Raw genomic sequence first — 17,302 nt, 5'->3', positions numbered from 1 at the left:
TTCTACAGGGCCGGCAGAGGCCGAAACGAGGAGGACGGGAGCCGGACGCGCGCGGTATCACCAGCCGCGACCATCCCGCCGGCCCGTACCGCACCCAGCACCCCGGATTTGAACGGAGGGCCCGTTTCCGCCGACGAGAGCATCTGTCGCTTCAGGCCGGCCCGGAAGCGGTCGATGAGGACACAGGGCGTCCGGAGACCAGTCAGCTCGACGATGGCCGTCGGGCCCAACTCGATGAACGTGCCGAGCGGCATCCGCTCCAGGTCCAGGCCAGTCGTTGTGATATTCTCACCCAAGTCTCCCGCTGCGACCTCGAAGCCGGCTTCCGCGAGGAATGCAAAGAGCTCGGCCGGGATCAGGTAGACCTGCCGGAGATTGGGCAGGCGTGGCCGGCGGCGGGCGAGATAGCGGTGCCGGACGAAAGGGCCGGCATGGGCGTCGCCTTGGACGCCGTGGCCCTCCACCAGAACGATGCGATCCTGGACCGGTTTGCTGAAGTGGTGCCCAGGGTCGGCGGCGACCGCCGTCACCTTTCCCGCAAGCGAGAGATCGTGCGCCTGCGGCATCAGGCGGCGCGGGCGAGCGAGCGCCGCTTCTGGCGGAAGTAGCGCGTGATCTCGGGAAGCTTCATCGCGTTCAGGACCCGATCGGCAGGGACGCCGCCCTTCCGGGCCATTTGGACGCCCCAGTGCATGTGGTCGAGTTCGGGGATCGAGTGTGCGTCCGGATTGATGCTCAGCATGCAGCCGAACTCGAGCGCAGCTTGGTGCCAGCGCCAGTCCAGGTCAAGCCGCCATGGGTGGGCGTTGATCTCGACGACGACGTCGTGCTTGGCACAGGCCCGCAGCACCTTCTCGACTTCGATCTCGTAGCCGGGCCTCCGCTGAAGCTGCCGCCCGGTCATGTGGCCGATGATGCTGGTATGAGGATCGGAGATGGCCCGAAGCAGTCGCTGCGTCTGCGCCTTGCGGTCCAATTTGAAGCGGCCGTGGATGCTGGCGACTACGAAATCGAAACGCTCCAGCACGTCATCCGGATAGTCGAGCGAGCCGTCGGCCAGGATGTCCGACTCGATGCCTTTGAAGATCCGGAAGTCCTTGCCGAAGCGCTTGTTCAAGCGGTCGGCTTCCCGGTGCTGCTCGGCGATCTCCTCGACGGAGAGACCGCCGGCGTAGTGGGCGGACTTGGAATGGTCGGCCACGCCAAAATACTCGAAGCCGCGCTGGCGCGTGGCCTTGGCCATGGTTTCCAGGGTCTCGGTGCCGTCGGAGGCATCGGTGTGGCAGTGAAGGATGCCGTGCAGGTCCTGGTCGGTGACGAGCTTCGGGAGCTTGCCTTTCAGAGCCGCCTCGATCTCACCTCGCCCCTCCCGGAGCTCAGGGTCGATGAAGGGCAGACCGAGGGCGCGGTAGATCTCGGCCTCCTCGCCGGCGATCAGGGTGCGCCCCTTGTGCAAGCCGTCGGCTTCCAAACGCATCTCCTTTTCGGCCGCCAGCGTCTGCACCTGCTCGATGTGGGCGGCGGAGCCCGTCGCGAACATGAGCGCGGCGCCAAAGTGCTTGCGGTCAGACAGGTGGATCTGCAGGCCGTCCGTCGGAGACGGCTTCGCCGCCTTGCCGGCCTTTGGGGCCTCAGCAACGATCGAGAGATCGCCGACGAGTTCGCAGCCCCGCCGGAAGTCGCCGGCGATGGTGACGCGCTTCAGCTCGGGCCACGACTTGCGGATCGACTCCTTGGCGTGCGCCAGCAGGGCGGCGGCCCGGTGCAGATGGAGGCGGCCTTCTCCGCTTTTTGCAATGGCCAGATTCTGCAGAATCTTCGTCTGAAGTGATGCACCCAGTCCCTTGGCCTTCTTGATGCGGTCGTCCTTCGCCGCGGCCTGCAATTCGGCAAGGGACGTGATGCCGAGATCCTCGTAGAGACGCAGCACCTTCTCGGGGCGGAGACCGGGCACGGAGAGCATCTCGAGCACACCCTCAGGAATCTCCTTCCGCAGCTTTTCGAGGCTGGGATGACTGCCCGTCTTGTGAAGCTTGGCGACGATGTCGGCGATAGCCTCGCCGATCCCCGGGACCTCCCTAAGACGATCCTCGGCGACTAGCACGTTCAGAGGAACGGCAAGGGTCGCCAGGCTGTCGGCGGCTCGAGAGTAGGCTTTCGCCCGGTAGGGATTGCCGCCTCGCAACGCGGTGCGCTGCGCGTACTCACGCAGGAGACTTGCCACGCGGCGAGCGTCGAGCGAAGGCATTCAGCGGGCCTCCCGGTGCGCGCTTTGCTGCGCCGCCGGACCAAGGTGATCTGCGGAGCGGTCACTTGACGGGCGATCGAGAGAGCTCTCCAGCTTCTGGGCTGCGCGAAAGTCGTCCAGGTGCTGGATATTGGGGCCGTAAGCAGCCTCCTTCTTGAGGAGGTTATAGATCCGGCTGACCACAAGCTGCACGTGCTTCATCCGGCCCTTCGGCATAGACCGCGCCTTGCAGAGAGCTTGGACGGCGTACGCCCGGAAATGGTCGAATGCGTCTGACATGATACAGGTAAACGCCGACTTCCGCCCATGGTTCGGTTGACGTCGGCCGGGATCGAGGTCCGCTCGGATGTCCCATTAGGGACCTCAAGGCGTCGCCCGCTTCAATCCTGGCAAGAGTGGCCTCAAAACGCCTTTCTCTCGGAAGAGCGAAGTAACTCTCTATTTTCTCCGATATCTCAGCGCCTCCACCAGTAGCGTGAAAGCCGGCGATGGCTGCCGCCGGCTGGGGTAGTAAAGGTGGTACCCGGAGAACGGCGGACACCAATCCGCCAGCACGCGGACGAGCCGACCTTCCGATACGTGTGGATGAACCTGTCCCTCCGTGAGGTAGGCGAGACCGAGACCCTTCAGCGCTCCGTCCAGGAGAAGGCCGGCGCTGTTGAACACCAGCTGCCCGTCGACCCGCACGTTGAGCTCCCGTCCGTTCTTCTCGAACTCCCACGCGTAGAGGCTGCCGCCGTGCGTCGGCAGGCGGAGGTTGAGACAGTTGTGCTGCGTCAGGTCCTGCGGCGTCTTCGGCCGTTTGCGGGCGGCGAAGTAGGACGGCGATCCGACGACGGCCATCCGGAGATCGGGGCTGATGCGCACTGCGATCATGTCCTTCGCGACGAGTTCCCCCGGCCGAATGCCGGCATCGACCTGCTGCGCGACGATGTTGGTGAGCCCGTAGTCGATGATCACCTCGACATGGACCTCGGGGTACTTGGGCAGGAAGTGCCCGAGAGCCGGGAGAAGGATTTCGGCGGCGGCGTACTCCGTAGCCGTCAACCGAATGGTTCCGGCGGGTTTCTCGCGCAACTTGCTCAGCTCGGCTAGATCGGCATCCATCGCGGTGAACTTCGGCCCCACGCTGGAGAACAGGCGTTCACCGGCCTGGGTCGGCGTGACGCTGCGGGTCGTGCGGTTCAACAATCGAACTCCGAGGCGCTCCTCGAGACCCCGCACGATCTGGCTTAGCGCGGATTGCGTCATGCCGAGCTTGGCCGCAGCCCGGGTGAAGTTGCGCTCTCTCGCGACCGCGAGGAAGGCGATGAGATCGCTGGCGTCGTCCCGCTTCATCCATAAGGCCCGCTAATGACTGCATTCACAATTTATCACCTAATCGGGGAGGCTAGGAAGGCTTAGGTTCTGATCAGCATCGGGCGGAGGCTCCAGAAGGCACGAACCTATGACGCAAGGAATTATCCGGTCGTTCTACGGTCAGGTCGCCGTGCCTGCCGAGGCGTTCGCGGGGGTCGTCGCGTTCGCGCTGAACCAACCTCCGGAAGTCAACATCAACGAGATTCTCTACCGACCGACGAACCAGGAGCTCTGAGTCATGTCGATCGCCGCCATGCAGGAGCCAGTCTCTGCCCACGGCATCACCGCCACCCTGCTGCCCATCATGGGCTTGGTGTTCGCCGCATTCCTCGTCATCGGGTTCGCGATGCCTGTACTCCCTCTGCATGTGCACGACGGGTTGGGCTTCGGCACCTTCGTGGTGGGTCTGGTGGCCGGCAGCCAATTCGCCGCATCGTTGATCTCCCGTCCGTGGGCCGGCCACTTCTCCGATGCGCGTGGAGCGAAGCGCGGGGTCGTAGCCGGCTTGCTGGCGGCGGCCGCCGCGGGACTGCTCTATCTGCTATCGCTCGCCTTCAGCGGATTCCCGCTGGTCTCGGTAGCCGTCCTCCTTTCGGGCCGGGCCCTGCTCGGCGGAGCGGAGAGCTTCATCATCACGGCCGCGGTCAGCTGGGGATTGGCGCTCGCCCCTTCCCGGAACACAGGAAAGGTCATCGCCTGGGTGGGATCGGCCATGTTCGCGGCCTTCGCGATCGGTGCGCCGGCTGGCTCCGCTCTGTATGCGGCCCACGGCTTCGCCGCGATTTCGCTGGCGACCACGCTGGCTCCGCTCGTTGCGCTGCCGCTGGTCGCTCTTCTGCCGGCCGTGACGCCGGCGAAGCACGCCCGCTCCTCTTTCGTCGAAGTGGTCGGTGCCGTCTGGGTGCCGGGCCTTGGATCCGCGCTCGGCTCGGTGGGCTTCGGTGCCGTGACCACGTTCGTCGCTCTGCTGTTCGCGACCAGAGGCTGGGCTAACGGGTGGTCCGCCTACACGGCCTACGCGGTCGCCTTCATCATGGCGCGAGTGTTCTTCAGTCATCTCGCCGATAAGATCGGCGGCGCGAAGATCGCGCTGGTCTGCGCGGCGATCGAAGCCCTCGGCCAGGCGCTGATCTGGCTTGCCGTCCGCCCCGAGATGGCGCTCGCCGGCGCAGCGCTTACGGGCTTCGGCTTCTCGCTGGTCTATCCTGGCTTCGGCGTCGAAGCGGTCCGTCGCGTGCCGGCACAGAGCCGGGGTCTCGCCATGGGCGCCTACACAGCGTTCCTCGATCTGGCCCAAGGCCTCGCCAGCCCCGCGCTCGGACTGATCGCAGCGGGCGCGAGACTGAACGCCCTGTTTCTCGTCAGTTCGGCCACGGTGCTATGCGCTTCGTTCGTCGCCTGGTGGCTGATCGCGAACCCCTCATCACCGGAAGGACCATCGCAATGAGAACTCTCGCAGCGATCATGATCTCACTCTGCTTGTTCGCCGGCGCGGCCGGAGCGCAGCCGTCTAACCAAGGAGCCAATGCCATGCTCAAGCCCGAAGACGTCCGCGCGGTCGCGCCGGCCCTCGAAGCTTATGCGCAGAAATTCGTCGTCGAAGATTTGTGGAAGCGACAGGGACTATCCCGCCGTGACCGCGGTATCGTGACCGTTGCCGCGCTGATCGCCCGCGACCAAACCGTCGAAATGCCGTACTATCTGAACCTCGCTCTCGACAACGGCGTGAAGCCGTCGGAGATATCGGAAATCATTACCCATCTGGCCTTCTATACCGGCTGGGGGAATGCCATGGACGCGATTCCGGCGGCGCGCGAGGTGTTCAAGGGGCGCAACGTCGGAGCCGATCAGCTCCCGCCAGCCTCGGGGCCGCAGCTCCCGCTGGACGAAGCCGCCGAGAAGCAGCGGGCCACGCGGGTCGGAGAGCAGTTCGGCCAGATCACCCCGAGCCTTGTCCAGTACACGACGGACGCGTTGTTCCGCGATCTATGGCTAAGGCCGGCGCTCGCGCCGCGCGACCGCAGCCTCGTCACCGTCAGCGCTCTCATCGCGACTGGTCAGGTCGCGCAGATCACCTACCATCTGAACCGCGCGATGGACAACGGACTGACGAAGGAGGAGGCCGGCGAGGTGCTTGGGCACTTGGCGTTCTACGCCGGCTGGCCCAACGCATTTTCCGCGGCGCCCGTCATCAAGGACGTCATCGAAAAGCGTCCGCACTGAGCTGGGGGCGCGCAATGATCTCTCGCCGGGCCTTACTCATCGCAGGTATTGCCGCATCGATGAAGACTGCTGGCACCTCAGCGGCTGCCCCCGATCACAAGGACACGAAAATGGACATCGATATCAAACGGAATGGATCCCGTCCTTCCCAGAAGGGCTCAAGCGATTGGTTTACCGGGAACGTGCGCGTCGACCCTCTGTTTCAGGCGCCGGATCCGGGCCGCGTCGGCGCCGGCCAGGTGACCTTCGAACCCGGCGCCCGCACCGCCTGGCATACGCATCCGCTTGGACAGACGCTGATCGTGACCGCGGGGCTCGGGTGGGTACAGCGCGAGGGCGGACCTGTCGAAGAAATTCGTCCAGGGGACGTGGTCTGGTTTCCGCCTGGACTGAAGCACTGGCACGGTGCCTCGCCGACAACGGCGATGACGCACATCGCGATCCAGGAATCCGTCGGGGGCAAGAACGTCGACTGGATGGAGAAAGTCACAGATGAGCAATATCGCAATTGACCGCCTAGGCCTGGGAAGAATCCGTTGACTGTCCGCGATGGGCTCGAGCCCGCCCGACTGCAAGAGAGGAGAGCGTGATGAACCCCCGCTACGATTTCAAGGGCCAGGTCGCGTTCGTTACAGGCGCTGCTATGGGCATGGGACTGACGACCGCGCGTATGTTCGCCGACGGCGGTGCCTCCGTCGTCCTTTGCGATCTGAACGGCGATTTGGCTGCAGAAGAAGCGGATCATATCGTGCGCGGCGGAGGCTTGGCGATCGGATTGCAGTGTGATGTCGCCGACGAATCCCAGGTCGCGGGGGCCGTCGACCGAGCGGTTACCGAATACGGGCGGCTGGATATGGCGTTCAACAACGCGGGGATCCAGGTGCCCCCGTCCGACGCCGCGGACGAGCCGATCGAACAGTTCGATCGGGTGGTCGCCGTCAATCAGCGCGGCGTCTGGACTTGCATGAAGCATGAACTCCGGATCATGCGCGAACAGGGCTCGGGGGCGATCGTGAATTGCTCCTCGCTCGGAGGGCTCGTCGGCTTGCCTCAGCGGGCGGCCTATCACGGGACCAAGCATGCAGTGCTCGGCATGACCAAAAGCGCTGCCGTGGAATATGCGCCCCGTGGAATTCGGATCAACGCTGTTTGTCCGGGGACCATCGACACGCCGATGGTCGCGGACATGCTGCACGGTCAGTCCGAGGCGATGGCCGAAATCATGAAGCAGCAGTCGATCGGGCGCCTCGGTCGTCCTGAGGAAGTCGCCGCGGCGGTGCTCTGGCTGTGCAGCCCGGCCGCGAGTTTCGTCATCGGCGTCGGTCTGCCGGTGGACGGCGGGTTCACTGCTCACTGACCGCGGAGAGCGTGAGGATGCCACCTTCTGGCCGAGGGGCCTCGATGCGAGGTCAGAGACGGCGCGGCGCGACGATTAAGATCATGAGCGCGACGCGAACGAAGTCGACTTATGACGTAAACGGATTGAAGTTCAGAAAGGCGTCCTTCGAGGAGGAGACGATGACTGTAAAGCACCTATTTGTTCTCGGCGCATCCATACTGGCCTCGACGCTCGCCGGCGGTGCCGTCGCCCAGCAGGCCGACGAACGTTACGTCCAGATGGCGGAGATCGAGGTCGATCCCGTCCAATTGGATGCATATAGGGCTGCGGTGCAGGAGCAGATCGATGCGGCAATTCGCAAAGAGCCCGGCGTCCTGGTTCTGTACGCTGTATCCGAGAAGGACAATCCTACGAACGTGAAGGTCTTTGAGATCTATCGAAACAGGGCCGCCTACGAAGCTCACCTCGCATCGGATCATTTCAGGAAATACAAGGCCACGGTCGAGAAGATGGTTAGATCGCTCAAGCTAATCCAGACGACGCCGATCATGCTCGGGGCCCAAACGACGTGAGACGAGGAGAACGTATCATGAAGGATTCATTGGCGGTGGCCGCCGCGCTCACAGCGGGGATCGGCATTGGAAGCTTTGGCGTTCACGCACTTCATGCGCAGTCGAAGCCCCCCGTCTATATGATAAGACAATACGGTGATCGATCCCGCCTCATTCGCCAACGAATTCGCTCCTCTGGCGCGCGAGAGCCTCAAGACATATGGAGGACACTATCTTGGGGGCGGCAGTGGGGTCTCAATCGACGGAGATCCGCCGAAGGGACGTGTCGTTCTCGTTCGCTGGGACTCGGTCGAACAAATGATGAAGTGGCGGCATTCGTCGGAATACACTGCTGCCCGTGCCGTCGGCGAAAGGTTTGGGCGTTTTCGTATCTTCGCAGTCGATGGCGTGCCGCAGTGATCCCACAACGGACAATTTCAACTGACTTCCGCATCGCAGTTCAGCACAGCAGCCGCCCTTGTTGTCGGCGTGTATGTCAGGTCCACCTCACTTTCAGTTGCAGCGAACGTGACTTCGAAGGCCGACGCTTATCGGTACAGTGGCCGGCTTCATGCCCTGCAAGAAAAGCGAGTGAAGGCGGTCAGCGTCTGCAGGCGCAGCTCGACGTCGCGCAGGTAGATCTCCGCCTTCAGGAACGCGAGCTCGGCGTCCAGCGCGGTCTCGCAGACGTCGATGTACCAGCTTTTCGGACGGCCGTCCGTGCCGTCGCTCCACCGATAACCTCGCCGTTTCAAGGAATCCTTCAGCTCGAAGGGTGACTGCTCCGCCCAGATGCGGACGGTCTTCCGGCGTGCCGTGTCAAGTAGGGCCGCGAGCGCCGACGATCCTGTCGGCGGCAGCGTGAAGTCCAGTATCTCCAGCAACGCGTGGCAGTCGTCCACGGCCCTGTGGGCCTGGTGGAAATAACCGGCTCCGTGCAGCAGGTAGGCGAGTTGGGTGCCCGCGAAGCCGTGTTTGCGCCAGTCGACCTCACTCATGCTGCAGCCCAGGCCTTGTGCTCGAACACGGGCCAGTAGCGTTCGGCGAATTTTCTGTCGAAGCCGCTGTTGTGCGCGATCGTGATGACTGCGCTTTCGACGAAGGCCGTGACGGCGGCATCATCGAATTTGTGTCCCGCGACCATTTCGTCGGTGATGCCTGTGAGCGCCGTCACTTCCGCGGAGATCGGCGCGCTCGGCTCGTTGAAGGCGGAGAACGTGTCACGGACGCCGACGATCCGTCCCTCAAGCGTGTAGTCGAATTTGACCATTGCGAGTTCGATGATCTCGTCCTTGGCGTGGTCGAGGCCGGTCGTCTCGGTGTCGAGCAGAATGCCGGTCCTGACCTCCAGTCCTGCAGTCGGGATGTAGGTCGGTCGGGCAACCAGGCGCCGCAGGACCCGGTAGTCGGGCGAGCGGGCCAGCGCGTCCGCCATTTCAGCCAAATCTGCCGGATCCTGAAGCAGCGCGGTTCTAAGGGGCTGGGTCAGCGCGTCCATGGATCCATGATACCGGTCAAAATCTCCACGAGGTACCTATAAAACAAGCGATTCACGACGTTTTCGGAGGTGTCTGGGGGCGCTGCGGGCCGTTGGTCGATTTTCCTGTTGGTCGGCTAGGCCTATGTCGGAACCGGCAGGCCCCGTTCGTCTTGAATCCGACTAGCTCGCTTTGGAGTTCCGCGTGCATGGCCCCCCGCGCCAACTGGAAAGGTTTTCTTCGGCTGTCCCTGGTCACCTGCCCGGTGGCGCTATACCCGGCGACGTCCGAGTCCGAGAAGATCAGCTTCAACCAGCTCAACCGGTCCACCGGTCACCGCATCAAGTACCTGAAGGTCGACGCGGACACCGGCGACGAGGTGCCCAACGAGGACATCGTCAAGGGCTACAAAGTCGACACCGACACGTTCATCGAGGTGACGAAGGAAGAGCTCGAGAACGTGGCCCTCGAATCGACGCGGACCATCGAGATCGACGAGTTCGTCGACCGCAGCGACATCGACCCGAGATATCTGATCCGCCCCTATTATCTGCGTCCGGATGGCAAGGTCAGCCATGACGCCTTCGCGGTAATCCGGGACACGATTCGGGAGATGGACAAGGTTGCGATCGGACGCCTGGTGCTGACCAATCGCGAGCACATCATCGCGATGGAGCCGCTGGACAAGGGCCTCATGGGCACGCTGCTGCGGTACCCGTACGAAGTGCGGGATCCGAAGGAATATTTTGACGAGATACAGGACGTCAAAGTCACCGAGGACATGCTGGATCTCGCCCGGCACATCGTGGACCAGAAGTCCGGCTCGTTCGAGCCCGGCAAGTTCGAGGACCAGTACGAAAGCGCCCTGGTCGAACTGATCAACCAGAAGCGGGCCGGCAAGCCGATCGTGCCGAAGGAGCGTCCCCGCGGTGAGAACGTGGTCGATCTGATGGAGGCGCTGCGGCAGAGCGTCGGAGGCGCTGCGGCGGAGAGCAAGGCTGCGAAGAAGCCGGCCAAGAAGGCGAAGAAAGCCGTTGCGGGTCAGAAGAGATGCTGATGCCGATCGCAGGCAAGAAGGCGGCCGCCAAAGAGGCGCCGGTGAAGAAGATCTCCGCGAAATCGCGAAAATCCGCTTGATGCCCATCACTTTTTCTTCGAGTAGAGCAACTCGTCGAGGCGGCATGCGGCCCGATAGATTGCTCCGCGACGATTGCTGCTGCGAGAGTCATTCCCTTGAGCTCGATCGAGACATCCCAGGAGGATCGTCCTGATACTCTCGAGATCCTTCGTCTTCACAGTCGCAGACAGCGCTTGAACCGCGCCCGCGAAAACGACGTCCTCGTCGATGTCGGTCGGCGCCTTGATTTCGCTTCGCGCCAGTTTCGCCCGTAGGGCTTCGGCCTTTCCGGTTGATTGCCGAAAGGCCGATTCCTTTCCCGCGAGCCGGTCGACCAACGCGTCGCGGGATGATGGATAGGTGGCAACCTGCTTGCGCAGGTCCTCCGCGACATCGGCCGTCGTCGACTGGGTCTGATCGATGTAGAACCAGACGGGAAACCACTTCCGCTGGGCATGAGCTTGGGAGTGGATGTACTGCATCGGCTCCGCGACCTTTTCATTCCGCAGGAAGTTGCGGACGACCGCGTCGGGGGTCACGTTCTCGCGGATGATCCGCGTTCGCTCCCTTTCCACCTCCGAAACCGGCTCGACGTCGCCAATGAGTCTGAGCGCCGGGGCGCCCTTCTTCTCGTCGAACTCGCCCTCGCGCACGAACTGGATGCTCGGGAGGAGGGATTTGTCGATGAGGAATTTGCCGCTGGTACCGGCCACTTCTCCGGTATCGAGATCGATAGTGGCTTCCTTGCCGATGGCCACGCGGTTCATGCGGGCGCTGAACTCGGCGATGGCCCGTTGTTCGCGCGCGGCGATGATCTGCCTGAGCTCTCCCGGCTTGATCAGGCGCGTCTCTCCGACGTACCGGAAATAGATTCCTCCTTCCTTGACGTCTTGGCCGACGTTCTTGATCGCGATGACGGGTCCATGATCGTGCTTCTCCACGTAGAGTACACCGACCTGCTTGCCGCCGAGCTCGATGAGGCCCTTTGTGACGTGAGGAACGGGATCGAGCGCCCCCGCCAGGATTCTGTTGAGAAGCGAGATGTCCGACTTCGTGAAGACGTCGTCCGAAAGTCCGTCCGCCTGGTAGGTCGCGTCAGTGATGCCGAACAGGAGATAGCCGCCCTTGTTGTTGGCCAAACCCGCGATCGCGCGGAGCGCCTTCGAGAACCGGTCCTCCGGCTGAAGGCGAAAACCTGCCTTGCACTCGATCCGGTCGGTCTCGCCGCCGACCAGCCGCCAAGTGCCGGTGTCGCGGACGAACAGAGAGCGAAGAACCCTTACCTCGATAGGGGACGGGGCAGGAGGCGACTTGGCATCCGCATCATGCCGGGCAGCGAGGAAGGCCTCAAGCTCTTCGGGCTGGGCTTCCTCGACGGAAGCCCCGTATACTCCTTTCTTGATCTGGGTGATGCGTCCGGAGCTGATCAAGCGATCCGGCTTGTTGAAATGGAAGTGGATGACGTCGTTCCGCCACCCCCTGCGGAGCATCGCCTTCACAATGCCGATCTCGGCGTCGGAAAGATTCCGCTTTTTGGCCACGCTCCCCTCCCCCGCGCGCGGGACCGCCAAGTCGCACCAGCCGCGACCTGAGAAGCGGCGGCCCGATCCCGGTGTTTATGAATTATGGTTGGCCTCCGTTGCTACGGAGGATGTCCGAGTCGCGCAAGATCGCGGATCGGCGCGGAGACGACGCAGCCGCTATTCCGCCGGGGGAGGCGGGCACTCGGGACAGGTGTCGCCGATCGAGTCGAGGACGTCGCGGACTTCTGCCACTGCTGCGGCGGCGGAGATTCCTTCCGGATGATCCTGACGGGCGATAGCGATAGCGCGCTCGCGTGCGTGCGGATCGGCCCGATCCTTGGCCCAGCCGTGCTCCTCGCATTCGTGGATGGCACCAGCCTCCTGCAGCACGCCGATCGCCCAGCCGCGTAGCGTCCGGATCGCGGGCCGTCGGTCCTTGATCATCAGCATCGAGATAGCTCCTGCCCGGACGAATCCTTCCGCCCACCTGCTCGTTCCGGGCGGTTAGCACGGGTCAGGGATTCGCAATCGGCAGGGCTCGAGCTTGTCCACCTGTTCCGCGGGCCTGTGGAGAATGCTAGGCGCTCGGCGCGGCGTCTTCCTTCACTCCCCGCGCGACGATCCGCAGGGCCCCGTCCGGAAGCGGCCGCTGCAGCTTCAAGGCTTCCTCTACGGGCGCGGTCATCCAGGTCTCGACCTCTTCGGGCGTCGTCAGGATTACCGGCATCGCCTTCGATGGATCGCGCCGACTTCGGCGTTCGGCTCCGTCGTCAGAAACGCGTAGAGGTCGTTCGTGGTCTCTCCTTCCTTGACCTTTTGGACCGACGTCCAGTTGGCCCAGATGCCGGCAAAACAGGCGAGCGGACGGGTCTCATCGAGCGCGAACCAGATGTCGCCGCCCTCGGCCTTGTTGAATTCGCTGAAGCTGTTGAACGGCACCACGCAGCGGTGCTCCGGACCGAGCCACCGCGTCCAGTGCTTGCTCTTCACGTTGCGGATGTTCGTCGTGCCGCCGTCCGGCTCCATCCGTAGCATTCCTTGAAATCCACCGGCTTGCCCTTGGCCTGCAGTTTCTCGGCGCGCTTCTTCGTCGCGTCCATCAACGCCTTCGACGACGATGGCATGGCCCCATCGGGCGAGCGCGAGCTCACGGCCGTCGGCGCCGGCCCGGATGATTGGCGCCTTGTAGTCCGGGAAGACGCCGGGCATCGGCGCGAGGTTGCCGACGTAGCGGTTGACGACGCGAAACAGCGCGCTGATCGCGGCCTGGTTGGCGGTGATCGAATACAGATTGCACATCGTCAGGTCTCCGGAGCGGCCTGGCGTGGGCGCTGCGCCAAGTGTAGCAGCGTGGCAGCAGGTCGGCGATTGGCCTTGGCGCACTTGCTGCAGCGGAGCCGGCTCGCCAAGTCGTGGACGAAGGTGGTCGGCGGATGGCGCAGCGCGGCCAAGTCGACGTCCCGCTTGGTCCTGCAGCGGGAGCACTCGATCTCGATCCATGGGTAGCCACCATTCAGTGCCTGATCGATCGTCGGCGACGGGTCGATCGGCTCGCCGTCGCTCCAAATCCGCTCGTTCCAAGATTCGCACAGGAGCTTGTCGGCTTGGCGGATCAAGGCCTCGCCCTTGGCCCGGGCCTCGGCGGACTGCGCCGCAAGGATCGAAGTCATGGCGCGAGCGCGACCGAGTTCTTTGGCGAGGGCCTTGCGGTCGCCTCCGGACAAGGGGGTCGGGTGGTGCTTAATTGCGGCCAGCAGCCGTCTTCCTCATGACGGCCGGTCCGGTTCGTGCAGGTGTTGTCCAGCAGGCGCTGGCCGACGTCCTTCCAGATCGCGTCCGGACCGTACAGCCGGACCGCGTCGACCTTCTGGATCTCGACGGCAGCGCGGCGACGAGATCGGCATCGACGGGATCGAAACCGAATGAACGCGCATTCAGTGAAAATCGTTCACTCAGAAGTCGTGAATGGTCAGCTAGTTATCGTCGTCCAAAGACGAGGAATGATGCGGAACACGTTGGCTCAGATCGAGCGCGCGGTCTCCGAAGCGCTCGGCGGCGCGCGGGTCGCGGTGCTCACCGAGACCCAGTGGCAGGCGCCGTAGGATACGTATGACGGCTTAGCTTCCCATTCACTGCAGGCTTCCGTCAGCGCCCTCCGAAAAATTTTCGACGGCCCGAGCAGATTTGCGCTTCGTCTTTGCCGGAGCGGCGGCGATGATTCCGCTCGGTGGTGAGGTTCAATTCCTCCTCGCTGGCCGAGATCAGGTGAGAAGCGCGGGGTCGAGTCCGCCGCCGGCACCGCAAGGTGACGGCCAAGCCGACCAGGTAGGTCGGGGCCAATCGCGGGCGCCGTCTTCCGTATGGGGACGGTGCCCGCGTTTCAAACGGAGGGAAACATGTGCCTGGGATGCTGGGAAGAGGAAGACAAGCCGTTCGAGATTACGGACGCAGTTCGCGCGTGGGCGCCGAAGTTCAAGGAGGCCGACCCTTCGGCGCGCTCCGCCGCCCTGGCGGCCGTGTCCTTCATCCAGAACGCGGCCTTCACCGCCGTCAGCCGCTCGCGCAATAGCGGCGACGTGGCGCATCACGCGAAGTGGTCGGTCGCCAGCAACGGCGTCTGGTTCGCGACGCAGATCCTGATCTATTCGAGCGTCTGGGAGGCGATCGAGAGCGGCACCTACGGCCTGATCGCCGCCGCCGCGATCGTCTACGTCGCGGCCACGACGGCCGGTAGCTGCTGGATGATGGCGAAGATGCTCAAGAGCGAGACCGGCAAGCGGATGGTGGGGGCGCGGTGATGGCTCTGAAGGGACTGAGCTGTCCTATCTGCCGCAAGGCGTCCGGCATCGATAGCGGTGGCGATTTCCAGAAGCTGGGAGAGACCTTCCAGTGTGGAAGCTGCGGCGCCGACTTGGAGATGTCGTACGACGAGACCTGGGATGGCGAGGAAGAACACGGCTGGTTCTATCTGGTCGGCCCCAACGGAGAAGGAGAGACCGCCTGATGCCCGCCGACCGCCGCCTGTTCGACAGCAGCTCCATGACGCCGCCGCCCGCGCCGGAGATCGACGCCGTGACGTGCACGGTCGACGACGTCATCGAACGCCGGAAGGCGATCATCGAAGCCAGGAAGCGCATGCTGGACATGTTTCCGTACGATGGTCCGCCGCTGACCATGGGCGACACCGTCGCCTACACGCTACTGCCCCACTGGCACTTCAGGGTCTGATCATGACCGAAGACTGTCTCTGCGACCACGACGAGTTCGACACGACCTCTCTGCACGACGCCAGCAACGGACTTCCTGTCTATCGCTGCAAGAAGTGCGATCTCGACTTCACGGACGAAGACCTGACGCTCGACGCAGCCCGCCACGCCGCCGCGAACGCCGGCGCCGACGCGAGGGCTGGGGCAAGAGGTACGCCGAACTGATCTGCTCTCAGGGCTTCATCATCATTCCTTGGCCCGTCGACCTGCAGATACCTCACGCCGCCGTACCCGCAGATCAAAGGATCAAGCCGCCGCGACATGGAGTGGATGTTTGTCGTCGACGGAAACGTGTTCCGAGCGATGGCGCGCGCCATGGAAGGCGCTGTCTAGCGCTCCTCCGCTTCACGGATCACCGCCTGCCACCAGGCCTCGTCGTCGTCGACGGAAACGCGGCGCCGCTGCGCGTCCGCAAGGCGGCGCGCCGTCTCCTCCACGCGCTGCTGCTTCGCGGTCGGAAACCGCCATTCCGCACACCTTCTTCCGGCCACTACTCAGACTCCATTTGACCAGAGAACAAATAGAGAACAAGATGGTTTCTCCGTCAATCAGGAATCCTTCGCCATGGCCGCGCCCGTCGAGCAGCAACAACCCGTCGTCGATGAAGCCGCCGAGTTGGAGGCCGCCGTCGCCCAGGCGATCGAGGCGTGCGGCGGAGATCCGGTCGACGCGGTGCGCGCGCTGATCGTCGCGAACGCGATGCTCGAGCGCGAGCTCGCCGACGTCTACGCCAAGGCGTCGCGCGGCTTCCTGCGCGGCCGGCGCTTGCCGAAGCGCAAGGTGTAAAAATCCGCATCGAGGTGGAGAAATCCGCATCCACGGCACCGCAGGTGTAGGAATTCGTATCGACGGCGGCCGGCGAATCCTTGGGTACAGAAGTGGGTACAGGAGAGATTTCGGGCCGCTGCGGGCAAGAAAGAGGCCCTTGCCGATTACGCGCAAGAGTCTGAATTCATTCATGGAAAGGTTGGTAGCGAGGGAGGGACTCGAACCCCCGACCCCAGGATTATGATTCCCGTGCTCTAACGGCGGAGCGCGGTAAAGACGAGTCACGACTGAGAGCCGATTTCGATCGAGACGGCTGAGAGAACGGCGCGACCTCCTTCGCCTCGACCCAGGGAATGAGATTGATGGCGTGCGGCTTGAGACCGCCGGTGATCACTTCGAGCTTCATGATGAATTCGAACAACGTTTCGAGCTCATGCGGTTCGCAGTAGCGCTCGCTGGTTTCGCTGTCGCCGCCGTGCCCCAGGAGATCCGCACGATCCTCCTTCGTCAGCCGTTTCTTCTTCAGTTGCGCACCAAAAAGATGCCGCACGGCATGGGCGCCGAGCCCCTCCTCGGTGATTTCGGCAGCGAGGAGGATGGGCTTGAACAGTTTGTAAAAGCGATTGCCCAGCGGTGAACGGCTGCTGGGAGAGTAGAGGTCCGGGAAGAGCAGCTTGTATCCGAGCGCCTTGATCTTGCGGACATAGTCGAGGAAGCCCAATCGGATCAGCTCCGGATGGAGCGGGATGTTGCGCTTGGATTGCGGATTCTTAATGCGCCGCTGCTCATTGGCGGCGATGTGAATGTAGGATCTGCAGCCTTCACGATCGAAGATGACGTCGTCCGCCATCGCACCACAGAGCTCCTCGCGCCGCGCGCCGGTGTAGTAGATGAGGATCGGAACGAAATACAACGCGCAGTGAAACACCCGTGCGGCGCCCTCCTCGCCCCATTTGCCGAGATCGTCCCAACCGGCGCAGTTGATGAACGGTGCCGTTTGAAAGATCGAGGTCGCGCGCTCGATCGGCAACTTCTTCCTCTCGTCGCGCGCCCGCGTGTTCTTGTTGCGCCCCTTAGCGCGCAACTTCGTCAGGTCGATCGCCTCAAGGCACTCATAGCCTCGCGCAATCGCGTAGTCGAAGATCTGGCCGATGAAGGTCCAGTGCCGATTGAGGGTATCGGCGCCGATGCCGCGCTTGTTCGGCTCGACCGATCGTCCTTTCGCCCGCAGCTCTTCGATCGTGCGCTCTTCGTCCCGCACCGATTTGCCGTAGTGCTTGTAGATTTCGAGACGGAGGAAATCGGCGAACTTGCCGACCTGCGTCTGACCCACGAGGTTCAGATCGTGAATGCGTTGATCCTGAACCATGAACTTGACGAACAGTTTGGCGATGCTTTTGGCCTGCCGCTGCGTCTTCTCGTCCCAGTGA

21 protein-coding genes and 3 pseudogenes are annotated in these 17,302 nt (G+C 63.4%); 13 read left to right on the top strand and 11 right to left on the bottom strand.

The features are described 5' to 3' along the window. Nucleotides 1-2 precede the first annotated feature (2 nt). The 4 genes from IVA96_RS07140 to IVA96_RS07125 form a co-directional block, all read right to left on the bottom strand. Nucleotides 3-566, bottom strand: coding sequence for an MOSC domain-containing protein (locus tag IVA96_RS07140; RefSeq protein WP_247416389.1), 564 nt, complete (start codon nt 564-566; stop codon nt 3-5). Further along, the gene (locus IVA96_RS07135; RefSeq protein WP_247416388.1) at nt 566-2,248 is read right to left on the bottom strand and encodes a DNA polymerase/3'-5' exonuclease PolX; all 1,683 of its coding nucleotides are present in this window, start codon (nt 2,246-2,248) and stop codon (nt 566-568) included. Before IVA96_RS07135 ends, IVA96_RS07140 begins: the two co-directional genes overlap by 1 nt. Then, on the bottom strand, nt 2,249-2,449 hold the full coding sequence (locus IVA96_RS07130) for a hypothetical protein (protein ID WP_247416386.1): 201 nt from the start codon (nt 2,447-2,449) through the stop codon (nt 2,249-2,251). It abuts the gene before it with no gap. A 237-nt stretch (nt 2,450-2,686) separates the two neighbouring features. Beyond that, entirely contained in the window at nt 2,687-3,586 is a 900-nt protein-coding gene (locus IVA96_RS07125) for a LysR family transcriptional regulator (RefSeq protein ID WP_247416384.1), read from the bottom strand. A 109-nt stretch (nt 3,587-3,695) separates the two neighbouring features. On the opposite strand from IVA96_RS07125, the gene IVA96_RS07120 reads away from it, so the two are divergent. The 7 genes from IVA96_RS07120 (at nt 3,696) to IVA96_RS07090 (ending at nt 8,140) form a co-directional block, all read left to right on the top strand. Beyond that, nucleotides 3,696-3,842, top strand: coding sequence for a hypothetical protein (locus IVA96_RS07120; protein ID WP_247416382.1), 147 nt, complete (start codon nt 3,696-3,698; stop codon nt 3,840-3,842). Nucleotides 3,843-3,845: 3 nt separating this feature from the next. Continuing rightward, nucleotides 3,846-5,054 (top strand): arabinose transporter, encoded by a 1,209-nt coding sequence (locus IVA96_RS07115; protein WP_247416379.1) that lies wholly within the window; start codon nt 3,846-3,848, stop codon nt 5,052-5,054. Next, the gene (locus IVA96_RS07110) at nt 5,051-5,830 is read left to right on the top strand and encodes a carboxymuconolactone decarboxylase family protein (protein WP_247416376.1); all 780 of its coding nucleotides are present in this window, start codon (nt 5,051-5,053) and stop codon (nt 5,828-5,830) included. The genes IVA96_RS07115 and IVA96_RS07110 overlap by 4 nt, the downstream gene beginning before the upstream one ends. Before the next feature lie 116 nt (nt 5,831-5,946). Then, entirely contained in the window at nt 5,947-6,342 is a 396-nt protein-coding gene (locus IVA96_RS07105; RefSeq protein ID WP_247416586.1) for a cupin domain-containing protein, read from the top strand. A 77-nt stretch (nt 6,343-6,419) separates the two neighbouring features. Next, complete coding sequence (locus tag IVA96_RS07100; protein ID WP_247416374.1) at nt 6,420-7,187, top strand: glucose 1-dehydrogenase; 768 nt, start codon at nt 6,420-6,422, stop codon at nt 7,185-7,187. Nucleotides 7,188-7,270: 83 nt separating this feature from the next. Further along, on the top strand, nt 7,271-7,741 hold the full coding sequence (locus IVA96_RS07095; RefSeq protein WP_247416371.1) for a putative quinol monooxygenase: 471 nt from the start codon (nt 7,271-7,273) through the stop codon (nt 7,739-7,741). A gap of 135 nt (nt 7,742-7,876) precedes the next feature. Next, the gene (locus tag IVA96_RS07090) at nt 7,877-8,140 is read left to right on the top strand and encodes a DUF1330 domain-containing protein (protein ID WP_247416368.1); all 264 of its coding nucleotides are present in this window, start codon (nt 7,877-7,879) and stop codon (nt 8,138-8,140) included. Nucleotides 8,141-8,289: 149 nt separating this feature from the next. Here IVA96_RS07090 and IVA96_RS07085 read toward each other — a convergent pair. Next, a pseudogene (locus IVA96_RS07085) lies at nt 8,290-9,155 on the bottom strand (3'-5' exonuclease). A gap of 251 nt (nt 9,156-9,406) precedes the next feature. On the opposite strand from IVA96_RS07085, the pseudogene IVA96_RS07080 reads away from it, so the two are divergent. Then, nucleotides 9,407-10,335 (top strand): annotated as a pseudogene (locus tag IVA96_RS07080) (Ku protein). Between the two features lie 6 nt (nt 10,336-10,341). On the opposite strand, the gene IVA96_RS07075 reads toward IVA96_RS07080, so the two are convergent. The 4 genes and pseudogenes from IVA96_RS07075 to IVA96_RS07055 form a co-directional block, all read right to left on the bottom strand. After that, nucleotides 10,342-11,805 carry an ATP-binding protein gene (locus IVA96_RS07075; RefSeq protein WP_247416584.1) on the bottom strand — a complete coding sequence of 488 codons (1,464 nt, stop codon included), beginning with the start codon at nt 11,803-11,805 and terminating at the stop codon, nt 10,342-10,344. A 210-nt stretch (nt 11,806-12,015) separates the two neighbouring features. Then, the gene (locus IVA96_RS07070) at nt 12,016-12,288 is read right to left on the bottom strand and encodes a hypothetical protein (protein WP_247416366.1); all 273 of its coding nucleotides are present in this window, start codon (nt 12,286-12,288) and stop codon (nt 12,016-12,018) included. Between the two features lie 127 nt (nt 12,289-12,415). After that, a pseudogene (locus IVA96_RS07060) lies at nt 12,416-13,137 on the bottom strand (SOS response-associated peptidase). 2 nt (nt 13,138-13,139) lie between these two features. Then, nucleotides 13,140-13,508 (bottom strand): hypothetical protein, encoded by a 369-nt coding sequence (locus IVA96_RS07055; RefSeq protein WP_247416359.1) that lies wholly within the window; start codon nt 13,506-13,508, stop codon nt 13,140-13,142. 726 nt (nt 13,509-14,234) lie between these two features. Between IVA96_RS07055 and IVA96_RS07050 the strand changes: the two genes are divergently transcribed. The 4 genes from IVA96_RS07050 to IVA96_RS07035 are packed head-to-tail and all read left to right on the top strand — an operon-like array spanning nt 14,235 to nt 15,269. After that, nucleotides 14,235-14,636: a hypothetical protein gene (locus IVA96_RS07050; protein WP_247416358.1), complete on the top strand. Its 402-nt coding sequence runs from the start codon at nt 14,235-14,237 to the stop codon at nt 14,634-14,636. Continuing rightward, complete coding sequence (locus tag IVA96_RS07045; RefSeq protein WP_247416356.1) at nt 14,636-14,842, top strand: hypothetical protein; 207 nt, start codon at nt 14,636-14,638, stop codon at nt 14,840-14,842. Before IVA96_RS07050 ends, IVA96_RS07045 begins: the two co-directional genes overlap by 1 nt. Then, nucleotides 14,842-15,066, top strand: a complete 225-nt coding sequence (locus IVA96_RS07040; protein ID WP_247416355.1) for a hypothetical protein — start codon at nt 14,842-14,844, stop codon at nt 15,064-15,066. The genes IVA96_RS07045 and IVA96_RS07040 overlap by 1 nt, the downstream gene beginning before the upstream one ends. Nucleotides 15,067-15,068: 2 nt before the next feature. After that, a complete protein-coding gene (locus IVA96_RS07035; protein WP_247416353.1) occupies nt 15,069-15,269 on the top strand; it encodes a hypothetical protein in 201 nt (66 codons plus the stop codon). Between the two features lie 164 nt (nt 15,270-15,433). On the opposite strand, the gene IVA96_RS07030 is transcribed toward IVA96_RS07035, so the two are convergent. Further along, complete coding sequence (locus tag IVA96_RS07030; RefSeq protein ID WP_247416351.1) at nt 15,434-15,595, bottom strand: hypothetical protein; 162 nt, start codon at nt 15,593-15,595, stop codon at nt 15,434-15,436. Between the two features lie 73 nt (nt 15,596-15,668). Between IVA96_RS07030 and IVA96_RS07025 the strand changes: the two genes are divergently transcribed. Continuing rightward, nucleotides 15,669-15,890, top strand: a complete 222-nt coding sequence (locus IVA96_RS07025; protein WP_247416349.1) for a hypothetical protein — start codon at nt 15,669-15,671, stop codon at nt 15,888-15,890. A gap of 220 nt (nt 15,891-16,110) precedes the next feature. On the opposite strand, the gene IVA96_RS07020 is transcribed toward IVA96_RS07025, so the two are convergent. Beyond that, a partial coding sequence (locus tag IVA96_RS07020) for a tyrosine-type recombinase/integrase (RefSeq protein WP_247416347.1) occupies nt 16,111-17,302 on the bottom strand: 1,192 nt, incomplete at its 5' end.

This window comes from Bradyrhizobium sp. 159, assembly GCF_023073795.1.
Classification (GTDB): domain Bacteria; phylum Pseudomonadota; class Alphaproteobacteria; order Rhizobiales; family Xanthobacteraceae; genus Bradyrhizobium.
This window is presented reverse-complemented; position numbering and strand designations above follow the sequence as displayed.